The following is a 16,311-nucleotide window of genomic DNA, read 5'->3' on the forward strand; positions in this document are numbered from 1 at the left end:
TTCGACGTAAGAGGATACGATGTCGTTGCTTGTAGGGGGCCGGCACACGCGGATTCCTGGGGAACAGCCCCTATGAGAGTGTGACGCGTTGCCGACGGTGCAGGGGATGTGAGGTAGGATGCGCTTGCGCACCGCCGAAGGGTCGTAACGGTCATGAAGCCCCATGCACGGGTGACCTTCACGCAGCATAGACATGGCAAAAGGCGTCGGTTTTCCGAACAGATGGTGCGCAAGCACACCCTGCAGAATGTCAGGCAACAGGCTGTTAAGTCATTTTTACGAATCAGACACAAAAGGGCCATGGAGGTGATCTCCATGGCCCTTTTTATCTTTTGTCCAGCTTGCCGCCGGGGGCGCTTTTATAAAAAAAGCATCGTAAAAAACATTCCCAATGGAGCGAAAAAGTCGAACCTATTTCGGCGAAGCCTGGAAAGGCTTACTTAAGGTCTGTTTGTAAAACGTTTCAAAAGTTTGGCCCCCGGCAGGGCCGCCGGAGGCTTGTTTGAGCTGAACAGTTACGTTGTTCCTGTCTTATATGTTGGTGAGGGTGCGTTTCAGCACCGTCTCCCGCAGCCATGCGGCGTCGTTTTTCTCGGGGCAGTTGATGGTGTAGTGGAGCCCCCGGGATTCGCGCCTTTTCATGGCGCTTCGGATGATGAGCTCGGCCACCACGGCGATGTTCCTCAGCTCGATGAGGTCGGCGGTGACGCGGAAGTTCCAGTAGTATTCCCGGATCTCGCTCTGGATGTTTTCGATGCGGTTCAGGGCCCGGGAGAGGCGCTTGTCCGAGCGCACCACGCCCACATAGTTCCACATGAAGCGGCGGCTTGCGCGGTTGGCTGATGAAGCCACGGCTCGCCTGGCTGTCGGTGGCGCCCACGTCGTCCCAGCGGGGGAGTTGAACGTCCGATGCCTTCCAGGCCTTTGCGTCTTCTATGGCGCTGGCCGCGGCGTTGTGGGCGTAGACCAGGGCTTCCAGAAGCGAGTTGCTGGCCAGGCGGTTGGCGCCGTGGAGGCCCGTGCAGGCGGTTTCCCCGATGGCGTAGAGGTGCTTGATGTCGCTGCGCCCGTCCAGGTCGGTGGCCACCCCGCCGCACATGTAGTGGGCGGCGGGCACCACCGGGATGGGGTCTTTGGTCATGTCGAAGCCGAACTTCAGGCCCTGTTGCCAGAGGTTGGGGAAGCGTTTTTTGACAAAGGCGGGATCCTTGTGGGAGATGTCCAGAAACACGGAGTCGGCCCCGCTGGTTTTAAGCTCGGAGTCGATGGCCCGGGAGACCTTGTCACGGCAGGCCAGATCTTTCAAGGGGTCGTACTTCTCCATGAAGCACTCGCCCTTTTCGTTTTTCAGCACAGCCCCTTCCCCGCGCACGGCCTCGGAGATGAGGAAGTTCTTGGCCTCCGGGTGGTAGAGGCAGGTGGGATGAAACTGCATGAACTCCATGTTGGCCACGGAAGCCCCTGCCCGCCAGGCCATGGCAATGCCGTCCCCTGTGGCCACGTCCGGGTTGCTGGTGTAGAGGTAGACCTTGCCCGAGCCCCCGCAGGCCAGGACCGTCACCTTGGCGGCGATGGTTTTGACGGTGTCGGCGTCCTTGTCCAGGACGTAGGCCCCGCAGCAGGTGGTGTCCCGGGTGGTGGTGATCATCCCGCTCTTGACCCGGGTGGAGACGGTGATGAGGTCGATGGCAATGTGCTCTTCCAGGAGGGTGATGGCGGGGGTGGCGCGGACCTGTTCCACCAGGGCGCGTTCGATCTCCCGGCCGGTCATGTCCTCTGCGTGGAGGACCCTTTTTTCCGAGTGACCCCCTTCGCGGCCCAGGTCGTAGTCGGTGCCGGGCGCCCTGTGGGCGTCGTCGTCGCAGAGGCTGAACTTGACTCCGAGGTCTATGAGCTCCTTGACCCGTTCGGGGCCCTGGGTGACCACCATGTCCACCACGTCCCGGTTGCAGAGGCCGTCTCCGGCGTCAAGGGTGTCTTTGATGTGAAGGTCAAAGGAGTCGATGTCGCTCTGGACGGCGGCTACGCCCCCTTGGGCGTAAGCGGTGTTGCTTTCTGAGACCGCCTTTTTGGTAACGATAGTGACGGTGCCGTGTTCGGCGACTTTCAGGGCGAAGGTGAGTCCGGCGACGCCGGACCCGATAACGAGAAAATCAGACGTGATGTTCATAAAGGCCTCGGTAACGATGAAAATCGTGACGCTGTGCGATGCGTGTTATCCGGGCACGGCCGGCAGAGGCCCCATGGACATCTTTGAAAAGGGGCGGTCCCGTGGCGGGCAGTCCCGGGCGGGACGCATCCCCTACATTAATAATATGAACTTCTCTTCTTTCGGGAGCTGGAGCCGATGATAAAGCCCACGAGCAGGACCCCGGCTCCGGCCAGGAACCAGATCATGTTCTTCTTGGCCAGGCGGTCGTTTAAGATGTCCGCCTTTTTGGAGAGGTTGGCCAGCTGGTTCTTGGTCTCCTTGTAGTCCTCTTCCAGCTGCAGGAAGTTGCCGGATTTCTTTTTGAGCTCCTGATACGCCTGGCCGGATTCGGCGGCGCGTTTTTCCGTATCGGTCAGGTTCTTTTTCAGCTCGTTGTTCTCTTTCTTCAGCTCTGCCAGCTGGCCCTTCAGCTCGGTGCGGGACTTAAGGACCCGGTCGTGCTTGGCCTGGAGCTTGTCAAGGAGCACCCCTTTGGTGGGGGTGGGGACCAGCCACTGGGTCAGGACCCAGCCTTCGGCCTCTCCGTCCACGGTGACACGGGTCCACTTTTCTCCGTCCTCGACGACCTCCACGGCCGTGCCCGAGGGCAGCCCCCTCAGGATGCTGTACTCGGTCCCCGGGCCGCCGCGAAAGGTCGCGTTGATACGGTCGGTGATGTACAGGGTTTGGGCTGCGGCCGGGGCCGCGGAAAAGAGCAGACAAGCTGTAATGAGAGCTTTGATTTTCATGGTTGACTCCTGCGCGTTGGGCCCCTGAATCAAGAGCACGTGAGGGGCATTGGAACGGGACCTTCGGAAAGTGACGTCGCAGCCCTTTCCGGGTTCATGGTTCGGATAGGCGTTCCGGTGTTGTCAATATTTAAGGGGCCCGGAAAGGTGCGTGGGCGCAACCCGCCTTTTCCGTTCCCCTGGTGAACCGTTGAATCGGTCCAGATGGACATCCCAATTTAACTAAAACATTATCTCCCGTGGCGATGGCGTATCGTCACCTGGGCGGTGTGGTTCCCATCCCTCGGGATGGTTTACCATATACAAACTCACCGCCCCATTGGAAGGAAAAAATCACTGTTTACCCATGGTTCAAGTATGGTATGTATACCCGTTCCATGATGGCCGGATTCCGCGTAAACCCTATATTTTGATCATTAGCGATCCCATCGATACCGGTGATGATCTGTGGATCACCTGACCTGCAGTGTGCCAACGGACATACCTTGAAGGGTGGTTCGACGACAAGACAGCCTTTGAAGACCAGCAGAAACAGGGGCTGGTTACCTGTCCCTTTTGCGACAACAGAAACGTGTTTATCGTTCCCAGCACCTTTGCCATCCCCAAGGCGGTGAACGCCCCGTCGGGTCCCCGGCAGAGCAGCGGCCTGGCCGTGGGAGACGTCAGCGCCAAGATCGTGGAGTTCATGGAGCAGAACTTCGACGACGTGGGGGCCAACTTTGCCAAGGAAGCCCTGAAGATCCACTACGGCGTCTCCGAGCCCCGGAACATCCGGGGGGTGAGCTCCCCGGAAGAGGAAAAGGTCCTCGAAAAAGAGGGCGTCCCCCTGTTCAAGGTCCCCCTTCCCGCCAAGAAAGGCACCGAAGACGCCTAACTTCCGGTGATGGCCCTTACGCCATCCCGGCCAGGCGTCGGTCCAGGTGGGAGCAGCGCATGTTGGGCCGGTTGTTGGACAGGGCGATCTCCACGGCCCGCCGGGTGCCGATGAGGATCACCAGCTCTTTGCCCCGGGTCATGGCCGTGTAGAGGAGGTTCCTCTGCAACAGCGGGTAGTGCTGGGTGGTGACGGGCACCACCACCGCCGGGTACTCCGAGCCCTGTGATTTATGGACGCTGATGGCGTAGGCCAGGGTCAGCTCGTCCAGCTCTTCGGTCTCATAGGCCACCTTCCTTCCCTCGTAATTCACCTTGAGGGTCTTCTCTTTTTTGTTCACCTCGCAGATGATCCCGATATCCCCGTTAAAGACCTCTTTTTCGTAGTTGTTTTTCAGGTGCATCACCTTGTCGCCTTCGCGAATGCCCCCCAGGGACTGGAGGGCATCTCCGGTTTCGTTCAGGGCCTCCTGCAGGGCCACGTTGAGGCTGATGGTCCCCACGTCCCCTTTGTGCATGGGGGTCAGCACCTGGATCTCCTCCAAGGGGGTGTAGCCGTAGGTGGCCGGGATCCGCTTGGCGCAGAGTTCCACCACCCGCTGCATCACCTTCACCGGATCACCGGTTTCGATGAAGTAAAACTCCGAAGGCCCTTTGCCTTCTTCCGGGTGAGCATCCGGGAACTCACCGGTGCGGACCTTGTGGGCGTTCATGACGATGGGGCTCTCCTGGGCCTGGCGGAAGATGCGGGTGAGGGCATAGGTCTTGAGGCGGTCCGAGGCGATGAGGTCCGACAGGACGTTGCCCGGCCCCACCGAGGGGAGCTGGAAGATATCCCCCACAAAGACCACGGTAGCCTCAACGGGCACGGCGTCCAGGAAGCGGTGCATCAACAGGGTGTCCACCATGGAGACCTCGTCGATGATGAAGACGTCGCCGGAAAGGGGCTTGTCCCGGTTGTGCTCGAAGGCACCGGTGGCATAGTCGTATTTCAGGAGCTTGTGCAGGGTGGAGGCTTTTTTGTCGGTGACCTCGGTGATGCGTCGGGCGGCCCGGCCCGTGGGGGCGGCCATGACGGTCTCGTGGTTCAGGTGGTCGCAGAGGGCCGCGATGGAGCGTACCAGGGTGGTCTTTCCCGTGCCCGGGCCCCCGGTAATGACGGCCACCCGGTGGCAGAGGATCTCTTCCAGGGTTTCGAGCTGCTCGTCGGAGAGTTTGATGGCCAGGCGTGACAGCACCGTCTCCAGGATCTCCTCACGGGTGATGGCAGGGGCCTCTTCGGGCATGGAGAGCATCATGGCCAGGCGCCGGGCAATGCCCTCTTCGGCCCGGAAGAGCTCTTTGGGGTAGACGGCCTGGATGGCTTCGCCGTTCCGGTCCAGGGGCTCTGACACAACGCGTCCCTTGGCCTTGAGCTCTTCCAGGGCCGCGGTGAGGGGCTCGTGTTCCATGTGGTGCTGCTCCATGCAGCGGGTGATGAGGCTGCCTGCCGGGGCAAAGACATGGCCGTCCGAGGTGAACTGCTCCAGCACGAAAAGGAGGCAGGCCCGGACCTCTGGGGTCGTCTTCGGCGATCCCCAGGGAGAGGGCTGCATGGTCCACGGTGTTAAAGTCCATGCCGTTTATGTCGAAGAGTAGAGTAAAGGGATTGTCTTTAATGCACTCGGTGGCCTTTGCTCCGTACCGTTTGTGGATGGGGGCGCATTGGGACACGGGGATGCCGTGTTCCTTTAAAAAGGCGATGAGGCGCTTGACCTCCATCTGGCGGGTGAGGGCCTCGCGCAGGCTCTCCATGGTCTTCTTGCCGAAGCCCTTGAGGCCGGTGATTTTTTCCGGGCAGGTTTCGATGACGCTTAAGGTCTCGGCGCCGAATCGCTCCACCAGGGTTCGGATCTTGGGGGTGGAGAGGCCCTTGACCCCCAGGCGCTTGAGGTAGGTTTTTATCTCCTCCCCGGTTTCGGGAAAGATCAGCTCGTATTCGCTGATGCGGAACTGATCGCCGAAACGCTGGTGCTTCTCCCAGGTGCCGGACAGGCGCAGCCGGTCCTCCAGGTCGATGCCCGCAAGGGTCCCCACCACCGTGATGGTGACCCCGGTGTCGTCGGTGACAAGGTCAGCAATGGTGTAGCTGTTGTCTTCATTTCGGTAGCGGATGCGCTTGATGCGTCCGGACAGGGTGATGGTGTTCATGGAGCTGCCTTGCTACGAGCCCAAGGTGTCTAAGACCCAGCGGACCGCGTCGAAGAGGGTGTCTGCCACATGGTCGGGGCGCTGGCCTTCGGCGTCCAGTGCGGCCAGGGCTTTGTCGGGGTTTCCGGTTCGTACGAGCACGGTGGCCGCGCACCCGGCGGCTTTTCCGCAGAGGACGTCCTTGGCGCTGTCCCCGATCATCACCGAGGAGGCGGGGTCGATGCCTTGGGTGTTGCAGGCGTCGTGGATGAGGCCGGGCTTGGGTTTCCGGCAGGCGCAGCCGTCGTCCGGGGTGTGGGGGCAGAAAAAGATACCGTCCACCGAGCCCCCGGCCGCTTCAATGCCCGCTGTCATCTTGTCAAAGATGGCCGAAAGGGTCTCTCGGGTCACCCAGCCCCGTCCGATGATCGACTGGTTGGTGATGACCATGGCCGAGAGGCCGTGGGCCTTCAAGAGGGCAAAGGCTTCGGGGCTTCGGGGAAGAAAGTGGAACTCGTCCACGGTTTTGATGTAGTGGGGGGAGTCCTGGTTGATGACCCCGTCGCGATCGATGAATACGGTGGTGATGGGCATGCGAATCTGTCCTATAGGGAGAGGATAAAGGCCTGGGTAAAGCCGTCTTCCATTAAGCGGAGTTTCAGGTCCACGGCGGCTTCCCGGCTGAGGAGGTGTCCCACCACCACCCGGTTGAGGCCGTCTGGCCCCTCCATGGCTTTGACGGGAAGGAGGCTGTACCGGTCGGTAAGGCGGGCTGCGTAAGCCTCTGCATTGCTCCGGCTGCTGAAGGCGCCGACCTGGACACCGAAATCACCCCGGGTAAGGGGCTTAGCCGCAGCGGTTTTTTTGGGCTTCAGCGCCGTGACGCGTACCTTGGCCGTGCCGGTGCCCACCATGCCGATGGCATGGGCCGCTTTGTTGGAAAGGTCGATGATCCGCTTGCCCACAAAGGGGCCGCGGTCGTTGATTTTCAAGGTGACTGTTTTGCCGTTGCCCAGGTGCTTTACCCGGACCATGGTTCCCAGGGGCAGGGTCTTGTGGGCGGCGGTCATGGCGTGCATGTCGTAGGTCTCGCCGCTTGCCGTGGGCTTGCCGTGGAACTTGGGGCCGTACCAGGAGGCGATGCCCACCTCGTCGTACCCATCGGCCGTTGCCAGGGGTTGGTACCATTTGCCCAGGACCTTGTAGGGACGGGGAGCGCCGGCGGTCCTCGCGGGCTGTTTGGTGGCACATGCCGAGGTCAGCAGGAGGAGCGCTGCAAGGAACAGGGTGAGAAGGGCGTGTTCGGTGCGGTTCATATGGTGACTCCTTGGAGATTCGGAACGTGATGGAAACCGTGTGGTTGTGTCGGGCGCTGGGGCGTGCGGGGAATCCTTCTTTCCCATGGGAGGTGTGTCTGCCCGGGCTTTTATCTCAGAAGGGTCATATCACAGGTTTATACCCGGGGGAAGAAGACAGGGCCAGGCCCCGGCCGGAAAGGAAAACACGGCGACGCGGATAAGGCGGAAAAAATGAGGCGGAATCCGTGTGTGCGAATGCTGAATTTCCAGTGGCATGAAGGCATGCAAAGTCCCCTTGGTTTCGACTGGATTTTCTTGTGGCAGGTTTGATCCGGGGGACGTGTTATGGTAGGTTGATACGCAATTATACACTGTCGGCAAAGGCTGTGGGGCGGGCTGAAACATGGCGCGTCGGCAGTGATACTAACGTTTTATTTTTCTGGTGATTATGAACAGAAGAGATTTTTTGAGGCTTGCTGCCGCAGGTACCCTTGGGTCCATGGTCCCGTCACCGGCTTACGCTGCGTGGATGTCCGTGTTCAAAGACGAGGTGCAGCCCATCGATGACCGGTACATCAAGGATTACCTGAATAAGATTGAGAATTTTGACGAAAAGCACACCGAAGATATCTTTCTCCGTGCCGATCAGAAAGTGACCCTCAAAAGCGCCCTGAGTCGCCTGAAACGTATCCAACGCATCGTGGGGCACGGTCACTTTGCCCTGTTGAGTTTCGATGGTGCCGTGAAAACGGCCAAAGCCTACACAAGCGTGGGGCGGTTCACCAAGAAGGAGCTGGACTTCATGGAGATGATCTTCTATGAGGACAGCCTTCTCTACGGGTTCATGGGGGACAAGCCCCTGAAGAACCTCACCGACACCATTGACGAACCCAAAGCCGTCAAGATTCCTTACACGGGAAACTACCTGTACAAGGGGCTGCCCCTTGAGATGTACAAAAAAATCAAGAAAGACATCGGGGATGACGTTATTCTCACCTCGGGCCTGCGAAGCGTCACCAAGCAGTTCATGCTCTTTTTGAGCAAAGCCCACAGCAACGACGGCAACCTTTCCCTGGCCTCCCGCTCCCTGGCTCCCCCGGGATACTCCTTCCACGGCGTCGGCGATTTTGATGTCGGTCAGGTCGGGTTCGGGGTGCTCAATTTTACGGAAAAGTTCACGGACACCCCCATCTACAAAAAACTCGAAGATTTGGGCTACATCAAACTCCGGTACAGCAAAGGGAATTACCTCGGGGTCCGTTTTGAACCATGGCATATTAAGGTAAAGTTGCAATCATGCTGAGATTCATCGTACTAGTCGTTTGCGCCATCGTATCAACGTCGGCGGCCTTTGCATCGTCCCTGGAATTTTCCGTCCACAAGATGGAGTCCGGGGTTCCCGGAAACACGATCCTCATTGTCGGGGGCATCCAGGGCGACGAGCCGGGGGGCTTCAACGCCGCGTCCATCATCACCACCCATTACACCATCACCTCCGGCAGCGTCTGGGTGGTTCCCAACCTCAATTTCCTCAGCATCATCAAGCGCTCCAGAGGCGTCTACGGGGACCTGAACCGCAAGTTCGCCGACATCAAGGAGAGCGACCCGGAATACGGCACCATCGAAAAGATCAAGAAACTCATCTTAAATGATGAGGTGGACCTGGTGCTGAACCTCCATGACGGAAGCGGGTTTTACCGCGACACGTACATCGACAGACTGCGCAACCCCAACCGCTGGGGGCAGTGCGTCATCGCGGACCAGGAGGCCCTGGAGGGGGTTCGGTTCGGCAACCTCTCGGAGATGGCGACCCGAACGGTTGAAAAGGTCAACAATGCCCTTCTCGATCCGTCCCACACCTACACCTTCATGAACACCAGAACCCGTGAAGGCAACGTGGAGATGGCCAAGACCCTCACCTACTTTACCATCCGCAACAACAAGCCCGCCTTCGGCATCGAGGCCAGCAAGTCATTGCCCACCCATGAACGGGCGTATTACCACATCCGCGCCATCGAGTCCTTTTTCAAGGAGCTCGACATCACCTACCAGAGGCGCTTTGACCTGACCTCTGCCGGGGTGAAGCACGCCATCAACGACAACGTGAGCTTTGCCCTCAACGACAAGCGCATCGTGTTGGACGTCAAAAACGCACGGAACAACCTGCGGTACATCCCCTTGAAAAAAGAGAACCCCATGGAGTTCTCGCCGAGCAATCCCCTCATGGCTGCCGTGGATACCGGCCAGGGGGTTCGGATCTATTACGGAAACAGGCGCGTTACCTGGCTGCATCCGGAGTATTTCGAGTACGACACCTCGGTTGATTCCGTTCAGATGACGGTGGACGGGGTGAGCAGGCAGGTGGCCTTCGGGGAGATTGTCCCGGTGCGGGAGGAGTTCACCGTGGACCCCACCTCCGGGCTGAGGGTCAACGTCATCGGATTTACCCAGAAGAATGTCCGTAACGAATCCGGGATTCCCATCTCCCAGCGCAACATCCAGCGCCGTTTTTCCGTGGACAAGGCGGGCATGCTCTACCGGGTGGAGTTCTACAACCAGGAGAAGTTCTCCGGCATGGTCCTGGTGGACTTCTCCAAGGAGGCCCTGGCCAGGCAGGAAAATACCCGGGATCAGGGGCCTTCCGGAAAGCTCGTGGGAGAACTCGACGACGGGACCGCTCCCCATGATGCCCATGGCGTGTAATCACAGGTGAGCCTGCGGGGCCCTGCCTGGGGTGCTCGCAGGCTTTCTGCTCTTGTGCCTATTCGGCTTGCCCCAGGCGGGCCGCTTTTCGTAACATGCCCGTACATTTATAACAGTCGGCTCACTGATAACGCTCAGCGGAGCCGAGACGTTCATAAGACCTGTTTATCAAACTTTTTAAAAGTTTGGCCCCCGGCAGGGCCGCCGGAAGGCTGTTTTTCATAGCTGACACTCAGCTGCTTAACCCTGCCTTGTTTCTCTTCTCTCGTCATCACTCCCATAACCGTATCTTTCCCGTGTTGTCATGTTGGCCGATGGGGTCCAGTCATTCATCACGGCATTCATTCAATACAGGAGGCAGCGATGTCAATCAGTGTGTACATAGGAATCAGCCTGGACGGTTACATTGCGGACAGGGACGGCGGGCTGGACTGGCTGCAGTGCGTGCCCAACCCGGACAACCTGGATTTCGGGTGGGCGGATTTCATGGAGGGCATCGACGCCATCGTCATGGGGCGACGGACCTTTGAGGTGGTCTGCGGCTTTGACTGCGACTGGCCGTACAGCAAGCCGGTGTATGTCCTGAGCCGTACCCTTACGTCGTTGCCGACGGGGTACGAGGGGAAGGCCGAGCTGGTTGGAGGCGCCCTTGCAGAGGTTGTGGAGACCCTTCACGGCAGGGGGCATGACCACCTCTATATCGACGGCGGCAAGACCGTGCAGGGGTTCCTGAACGAGGACCTCGTCGATGAGGTGACCCTGACCACGGTGCCCGTATTGCTTGGGGGCGGCACCCCGCTGTTCGGTGACCTTCCCGAGGCCATGGCCTTTGAGCATGTGCGCACCGATGTCCATCTGGAGGCCTTGGTGCAGACCCGTTACCGGCGCAAGCGATAAGATTTTTACGTCAGCCTTAGCCTTACAGGATGCGTTTGCCGAAGAGGGAGACGGCCAGTTTAACGGCCAGGGTGGCGGTCTGGTTGGAGGTGTCCATGATGGGGTTGATCTCCACGATGTCCATGGAGCTCAGGAGGTGGGAGTCGGCCAGGATCTCCATGAGCAGGTGGGCCTCCCGGTAGGTGAGGCCTCCGGGCACCGGGGTGCCGACCCCAGGGGCGCCGGCGGGCTCCAGGCTGTCCATGTCCAGGCTCACGTGGAGGCGTCCCAGGTGGGAGAGGCGGGAGACGGTTTCCCGGGCCACGCGGCTCATGCCCATCTCATCGATGTCCCGCATGGTGAAGGTGGTGATGCCCGAGCGGGCAAGGACCTCTTTTTCCAGGGGGTCGAGATCGCGGATGCCCACCAGGACCACCTGGTCGGCCCTTATCTTGGCCCCGCTGCGCCCGCAACAGACCAGGGCCTCGTGGCCGTTGCCAAGGAGGATGGAGAGGCTCATGCCGTGGACGTTGCCCGAGGGGGAGATGGCCGGTGTGTTGAAGTCGGCGTGGGCGTCGATCCACACCACCCCGCAGGGGGCGTCGTGGGTGACGCCCCCCACGGATCCCACGGCAATGGTGTGGTCCCCGCCCAGGAAGATGGGGATGGTGTCGTCTTCGATGGCTTTGCGGGCCTGGTCGTAGCAGGCCGACGAGGTCCGGGCGATTTCGGCCACGGTCTGTACCTCGGGCACGGTGTCCCGCACGGGCACGTGGATGTTGCCCCGGTCTTCCACGTGGTAGCCCAGGCGGGCGAGGTGCTCGGCAAGGCCGGCGTACCTGATGGCGGCCAGGCGTCCACCCCGCGCCGGGGCTGGCCGAGGTCGATGGGGACGCCGATGATGCGGATGGTCTGGTTCATGGGATCAGGTTGTTGGCAAGGTTGATCATAAAATCCTGCACATTGGTGAGGATGGCCGTGGACTGAGCCGATCCCCGGTTGGCCAGTTTGTCTGCGGAGAACTCGCTGATGTCCACCACGTAGAAAAAGACGGGGCGCACCGTGCCGTCGTCCAGGACCCGGTAGGACGGGGTCATGTTGCCGAAGGCGATGGTGTGGAGCTGGGTGGCCAGGGTGATGACGCAGGTGGCCTGGGCGGCAAAGACCCGCATGCGGTCCTGGGCTTTGCCTGTGTGGGTCTCCACCTCGGGCAGGGGGCCGTCGTCCCGGATGGATCCGGCCAGGACGTAGGGCACCCCGCAGGTTTCGCAGGCGTGCATGATGCCGTCGGTGATGCCGAGCCCTTCAAGGGCTGCGGGGATGGAGCCTGTTCTCCGCACCTTGTTGAGCAGGTCCAGGTGGTGGTAGTGGCCCAGGGGCTTGAGCTCCCGGGTGTAGATGTCCTGGCCCAGGCCCGTGCCGTAGACACCGGCCTCCATGTCGTGGGTGGCCAGGGCGTTTCCGGCCATGAGGGCGTGGCAGTACCCCTCCCGGATGATCCCTGCCATGGCGTCTCTGCTGTCCTTGTCAAAGGCCACGGCCGGGCCCAGCACCCAGGTGATGAACCCCTCATTTTTTTCGTGCCGGAGGATGTCGTAGAGGTGATCGTAGCTTCGCGAGAAGGGGGTCTCCCGGCTGCCTCTGGTCATGAAGGCAAATTTTTTGGACGGCCCCTGCCTTGCAAACAGTAGTATGATATCGACACTCTCCCCTCCTCTCCCCGGCCCACCACCACCCTGTCCCCTTTTTTCAGTCGCCTTGCCTCCACGGCCTCGGGTGTTTCCCCGTCCATTCGAATCACCGTGTCCATACGGTTTTTGTGCAAAAGGACCCAGGTCCCCGGGGCGACGTGGACGTATTCGGGGTGGTTGCTGGTGGCGTGAAAATCCGTGCAAGACGCCGGATGCGGGCGGGTGCCTTTCCGTGGTGATCACCGGGGCGGAGGCCAGGGGTTCTGCGGAAAAGTCCGGGGGGGTGTAAGGGGGGATAAGATCCATGGCTGCCTCGCTCGTTGGGATGGCGGTTGACATGCTCACGTGGTCGGAAGGGGTGGCGTCGCGTGACACCGGTGGTGATGATCCTTCACTATACCACCGGTTATCGGCACGGAAAACGAAAAAGGGGGTGCAAGGCCCCATGCCATCTGTTGACATTTCGACGCGTTGAGTCATAATAAAAGGACTTCTTGTCTTCTTTTTTTACGCATTGCTTGCCTGGTTGTTGTCTTACGGTGTACGGGGCACTGCCCCTTTCCGGCCGGGGTTTCCCGGTTGCGACGTATCTGTTCGGATTCTCAGTTTTCCCCCCACTTGATCGGGGCGCAAGTCGCCCTTCATTTACTTCTCAGTCATCTTATATCGGATTCATGACATGTTTCGTGCCGGGAGGGTGCGATGACGATGGTCCGTTTGGTTCCCTTTTGGGTTTTTCTGGTCTTTGCTTCCCAGGCTCTGGGGCAGGGGCTTGTGGTGTTTCCCTTTGACGCCCCGGGCAGGCCCGAGGCAGAGGTTTCCTATTTCCAGGAGATGCTGGTGACCCATCTGGCCCGTGGGTTTCGGCTCTTTGAAGGGGACGGGGTGAACGCTGCCCTGGGGCTCTGTGGCGAGGACGAGGCCTCGGTTGCCGATTGCCTGGCCCTTGTGGGGGAGGTGTTTGAGGCCGAACTCGGAGCCCGGGGACGTTGGACAGGCACCGGCAGCCGGGGCGATTTTTTCCTGGAGGTGGTGGATCTGGGCACCGGCAGGGTCCTTTTCTCCCAGCGGGATGCAGACCGGCAGCGATCCGCCCAAGAGCGTCTTGCCGCCCTTGCCTCAGGCGCCAGGGTTAGGGTGGCCGGGGAGCCGGAGGCAACGGTTGCCGTGATGCCGGGCATGGTGTTTGTGAGGATTCCCGGGGAGGATACCCCTCCGCTTTACCTCCAGGCCAGTGAGGTCACCCAGGCCCAGTGGCGCATGGTGATGGGGTACAACCCCTCGTGGTTCATCGCATGCGGAGACAATTGCCCGGTGGAGAGCGTTACCCGTCGTGAGGTCGATACCTTTGTGGCCCGCATGAACATCATGGGTCTGGGGCGTTTCCGCCTGCCCACCTCCCGGGAGTGGCAACGGGCCCTTGCCCTTTCAGGGCCGGAAACACCCTGCCTTTCGGGGAACAACTGCGTGGGGTACGAGGGATATCCCTGCGGGGCATGGATCCAGGGCGGTGCCCGGTGCGATCTGTGCGGCCCCAGGCCCGCCGGATCCGGGGCCGTGGCCCTGGTGAACATGGTGGGCAATGTCTGGGAGTGGCTGGATGATCCCGGCAACGGGGGTTCCCCCGGCCTCATTGTGGGGGGAGGGTGGGCCGACGCCCCCGGGGACGCCGGTATGGTTCTCCGTCCCGTTGCCTCAGCGCAGTTTTCAGCCGATGACGTGGGCTTTCGGCTTCTGCTGGAAAGGGAGGCGATGCATGCAGGGGATACACATTGATTTGCCTTACCAACTCCTTTATAATATAGCCCATCCTCGATACCTCACCAACGATGCCGGTTCACGCCGAATCCCTTCGGCCCGCCGTGCCGACATGAAGGAGGGACCATGACCTTCCAGACCATTGCCTGCTGCACCGATTTTTCCAAAAACGCCGATGTGGCGGTTCGCACCGCTGCAACCCTTGCAAAGAAATTTGATGCGGTCCTGGAAGTGCTTCACGTGGTACCGCCCCCGGTGAACCCCGTGGTGACGGATTTCGATAACCCCGTGTTCACCTCGGTGACCTTTGACGACAGCGTGGACAGCAACCTGGTCCTCCAGGTGGAGGAGAAACTCCAGAAACATTATGCCGCAACTATCCCCGGGGGGGTGAAGGTCCGGTACGTGGTTTTGGACGGCCATGTCTCCACGGAGATCCTCAACCACCTGGACGAGTCGGGCTGCGACCTTGTCGTCCTGGGCTCCTATGGTCTTTCCGGCATGGGGCTGGTGATTTTCGGCAGCATCGCCAAGCGCGTGGCCCACAAGGCCAGCTGTTCGGTAATGATTGCCCGGCCCTCGGAAAAAGACGCCTGAAGCCCCCTGCGGCTCTTTGCAGGCCGACCCCGCGACCCCGTTGAGTCATACCTGAGACGCCCCTTTGGCGCTCGCCCCATGCCCTTGTCTTCCCATCGGCTTCAGCAGCCGGAGAGTTTTTTTGCCCATCCACGCCCTCGGTGTCACTGAGACATGAGTCACCCCAACACACAACCCACTTGTTTTTTCAGGGGAGGTACCCATGGAAAACCCCTTTACCGCTTATATGCCCATGTTTTCGGAAGGGGCCGCCCTGGTGCAGGAGGCCCTTGCCTACCAGATCGATTTCGGGCAGCGCATGACCCTTTTCCTCGACACCAAAAGAGAGCAGGGCGACAATTTTATTGAGGAGAACCGCAAAGGACTGCCCCCGGTGCTGCACTTTGACTACGAGGTGATCTTCAACGGACGCGACCTGGACAATCCCGTGAATTACTCCCTGGCTCGCATCACCCCTGAGGAGGGGCAGGAGATTGCCCCCGACGCCCGGCCCGTGGTGATCATCGACCCCAGGGCCGGCCACGGGCCCGGCATCGGAGGGTTTCGCAAGGAGTCCGAGGTGGGCATGGTGATGCGCAAGAACCATCCCGTCTATTTTCTTATCTTTACCCAGGAGCCGGTGCGGGGCCAGACCCTGGCCCACGTGTTCAAGGCCCATATTGAGTTTCTCAAGGTGATCCGCATGTTCCACCCCGAGGCGGAACGTCCGGCCATCATCGGCAACTGCCAGGGGGGATGGGCCGCCGCCCTCATCGCAGCGGACCGTCCCGACATCACAGGCCCCCTGATTCTTAACGGGTCACCTCTTTCCTACTGGGCGGGGCGCGACACCCAGAACCCCATGCGTTACCGCGGGGGTCTTTTCGGCGGGGTCTGGCTGGCCTCCCTCTCCGCGGACTTGGGCAACGGCCTGTTTGACGGGGCCCAGCTGGTCTGGGGCTTTGAAGACCTCAACCCCTCCAACAGCCTCTGGAAAAAGGATTACAACCTCTGGCAGTCGGTGGACACCGAAAGGGACCGGTACATCTTCTTCGAACGGTGGTGGAACGGGTTTGTCTTCATGACCAAGGAGGAGATCCAGTTCGTGGTCCGGGACCTTTTTGTGGGTAATCGCCTGGAAGAGGGGCAGGTGGAAGGGGGCAGCGGCGAGATCGTGGATTTGAGGAAGCTCAAGGACCCGGTGATCCTGTTTGCCTCCAGGGGAGACAACATCGCCCGCCGAGCAGGCCCTGGGTTGGATCGAGCGGGTCTGGGGCTCGGTGGAGGAGATAGGCGCCCAACCAGATCATTGTGTATCTCCTCCATGTGGAGGTCGGCACCTGGGCACCTCTCTCGCGGAAGGTGGTGGAGCGGGAGCACAGAGCTGACTCGAGCTATCTGAGTGCCAAGCGCCTTGCCCCGGCCTC

At 60.5% G+C, this 16,311-nt stretch carries 14 protein-coding genes and 2 pseudogenes; 7 read left to right on the forward strand and 9 right to left on the reverse strand.

Features of this window, described 5'->3' with window-relative positions:
• Positions 1-463 precede the first annotated feature (463 nt).
• Together nadB and ACOYW2_RS27995 are read right to left on the reverse strand one after the other, a co-directional pair.
• A complete protein-coding gene (nadB, locus tag ACOYW2_RS27990) occupies positions 464-2,170 on the reverse strand; it encodes an L-aspartate oxidase (RefSeq protein ID WP_482768723.1) in 1,707 nt (568 codons plus the stop codon).
• Positions 2,171-2,307: 137 nt separating this feature from the next.
• Positions 2,308-2,940 carry a TIGR04211 family SH3 domain-containing protein gene (locus ACOYW2_RS27995; RefSeq protein ID WP_482414485.1) on the reverse strand — a complete coding sequence of 211 codons (633 nt, stop codon included), beginning with the start codon at positions 2,938-2,940 and terminating at the stop codon, positions 2,308-2,310.
• A 466-nt stretch (positions 2,941-3,406) separates the two neighbouring features.
• On the opposite strand from ACOYW2_RS27995, the gene ACOYW2_RS28000 reads away from it, so the two are divergent.
• Entirely contained in the window at positions 3,407-3,814 is a 408-nt protein-coding gene (locus ACOYW2_RS28000) for a DUF1178 family protein (protein ID WP_482768724.1), read from the forward strand.
• Between the two features lie 16 nt (positions 3,815-3,830).
• Here ACOYW2_RS28000 and recD2 read toward each other — a convergent pair whose 3' ends face one another.
• The 4 genes and pseudogenes from recD2 to ACOYW2_RS28020 all read right to left on the reverse strand — a co-directional run bounded on the left by recD2 (position 3,831) and on the right by ACOYW2_RS28020 (position 7,298).
• Positions 3,831-5,408, reverse strand: coding sequence for an SF1B family DNA helicase RecD2 (gene recD2, locus ACOYW2_RS28005; protein WP_482768725.1), 1,578 nt, complete (start codon positions 5,406-5,408; stop codon positions 3,831-3,833).
• A 19-nt stretch (positions 5,409-5,427) separates the two neighbouring features.
• Positions 5,428-6,003: pseudogene (locus ACOYW2_RS28010) on the reverse strand (YrrC family ATP-dependent DNA helicase); the annotation flags it as partial.
• Positions 6,004-6,015: 12 nt separating this feature from the next.
• On the reverse strand, positions 6,016-6,576 hold the full coding sequence (gene gmhB / locus ACOYW2_RS28015; protein WP_482768726.1) for a D-glycero-beta-D-manno-heptose 1,7-bisphosphate 7-phosphatase: 561 nt from the start codon (positions 6,574-6,576) through the stop codon (positions 6,016-6,018).
• Positions 6,577-6,587: 11 nt separating this feature from the next.
• Entirely contained in the window at positions 6,588-7,298 is a 711-nt protein-coding gene (locus ACOYW2_RS28020) for a septal ring lytic transglycosylase RlpA family protein (protein WP_482768727.1), read from the reverse strand.
• A 430-nt stretch (positions 7,299-7,728) separates the two neighbouring features.
• Between ACOYW2_RS28020 and ACOYW2_RS28025 the strand changes: the two genes are divergently transcribed.
• From ACOYW2_RS28025 to ACOYW2_RS28035, 3 genes are all read left to right on the forward strand, one after another.
• Positions 7,729-8,583: a D-alanyl-D-alanine carboxypeptidase family protein gene (locus tag ACOYW2_RS28025; RefSeq protein ID WP_482414489.1), complete on the forward strand. Its 855-nt coding sequence runs from the start codon at positions 7,729-7,731 to the stop codon at positions 8,581-8,583.
• On the forward strand, positions 8,577-9,983 hold the full coding sequence (locus ACOYW2_RS28030; protein ID WP_482768728.1) for a M14 family metallopeptidase: 1,407 nt from the start codon (positions 8,577-8,579) through the stop codon (positions 9,981-9,983). Before ACOYW2_RS28025 ends, ACOYW2_RS28030 begins: the two co-directional genes overlap by 7 nt.
• A 363-nt stretch (positions 9,984-10,346) precedes the next feature.
• The gene (locus ACOYW2_RS28035) at positions 10,347-10,880 is read left to right on the forward strand and encodes a dihydrofolate reductase family protein (protein ID WP_482768729.1); all 534 of its coding nucleotides are present in this window, start codon (positions 10,347-10,349) and stop codon (positions 10,878-10,880) included.
• Positions 10,881-10,902: 22 nt separating this feature from the next.
• On the opposite strand, the gene rocF is transcribed toward ACOYW2_RS28035, so the two are convergent.
• The 3 genes and pseudogenes from rocF to ACOYW2_RS28050 form a co-directional block, all read right to left on the reverse strand.
• Positions 10,903-11,655 carry an arginase gene (gene rocF, locus ACOYW2_RS28040; RefSeq protein WP_482420916.1) on the reverse strand — a complete coding sequence of 251 codons (753 nt, stop codon included), beginning with the start codon at positions 11,653-11,655 and terminating at the stop codon, positions 10,903-10,905.
• Positions 11,656-11,776: 121 nt separating this feature from the next.
• A complete protein-coding gene (locus ACOYW2_RS28045) occupies positions 11,777-12,508 on the reverse strand; it encodes an ornithine cyclodeaminase family domain (RefSeq protein WP_482768730.1) in 732 nt (243 codons plus the stop codon).
• Positions 12,505-12,690, reverse strand: a pseudogene (locus tag ACOYW2_RS28050) (hypothetical protein); the annotation flags it as partial. The gene ACOYW2_RS28045 and the pseudogene ACOYW2_RS28050, both read right to left, overlap by 4 nt.
• 562 nt (positions 12,691-13,252) lie before the next feature.
• Here ACOYW2_RS28050 and ACOYW2_RS28055 point away from each other — a divergent pair.
• From ACOYW2_RS28055 to ACOYW2_RS28065, 3 genes are all read left to right on the forward strand, one after another.
• Positions 13,253-14,326: a formylglycine-generating enzyme family protein gene (locus ACOYW2_RS28055; protein WP_482768731.1), complete on the forward strand. Its 1,074-nt coding sequence runs from the start codon at positions 13,253-13,255 to the stop codon at positions 14,324-14,326.
• Positions 14,327-14,434: 108 nt separating this feature from the next.
• Positions 14,435-14,905, forward strand: coding sequence for a universal stress protein (locus ACOYW2_RS28060; protein ID WP_482414495.1), 471 nt, complete (start codon positions 14,435-14,437; stop codon positions 14,903-14,905).
• Between the two features lie 202 nt (positions 14,906-15,107).
• Positions 15,108-16,286 carry a DUF3141 domain-containing protein gene (locus ACOYW2_RS28065; protein WP_482768732.1) on the forward strand — a complete coding sequence of 393 codons (1,179 nt, stop codon included), beginning with the start codon at positions 15,108-15,110 and terminating at the stop codon, positions 16,284-16,286.
• Positions 16,287-16,311 lie beyond the last annotated feature (25 nt).

This window comes from Desulfoluna sp. CLI2B (assembly GCF_056847375.1).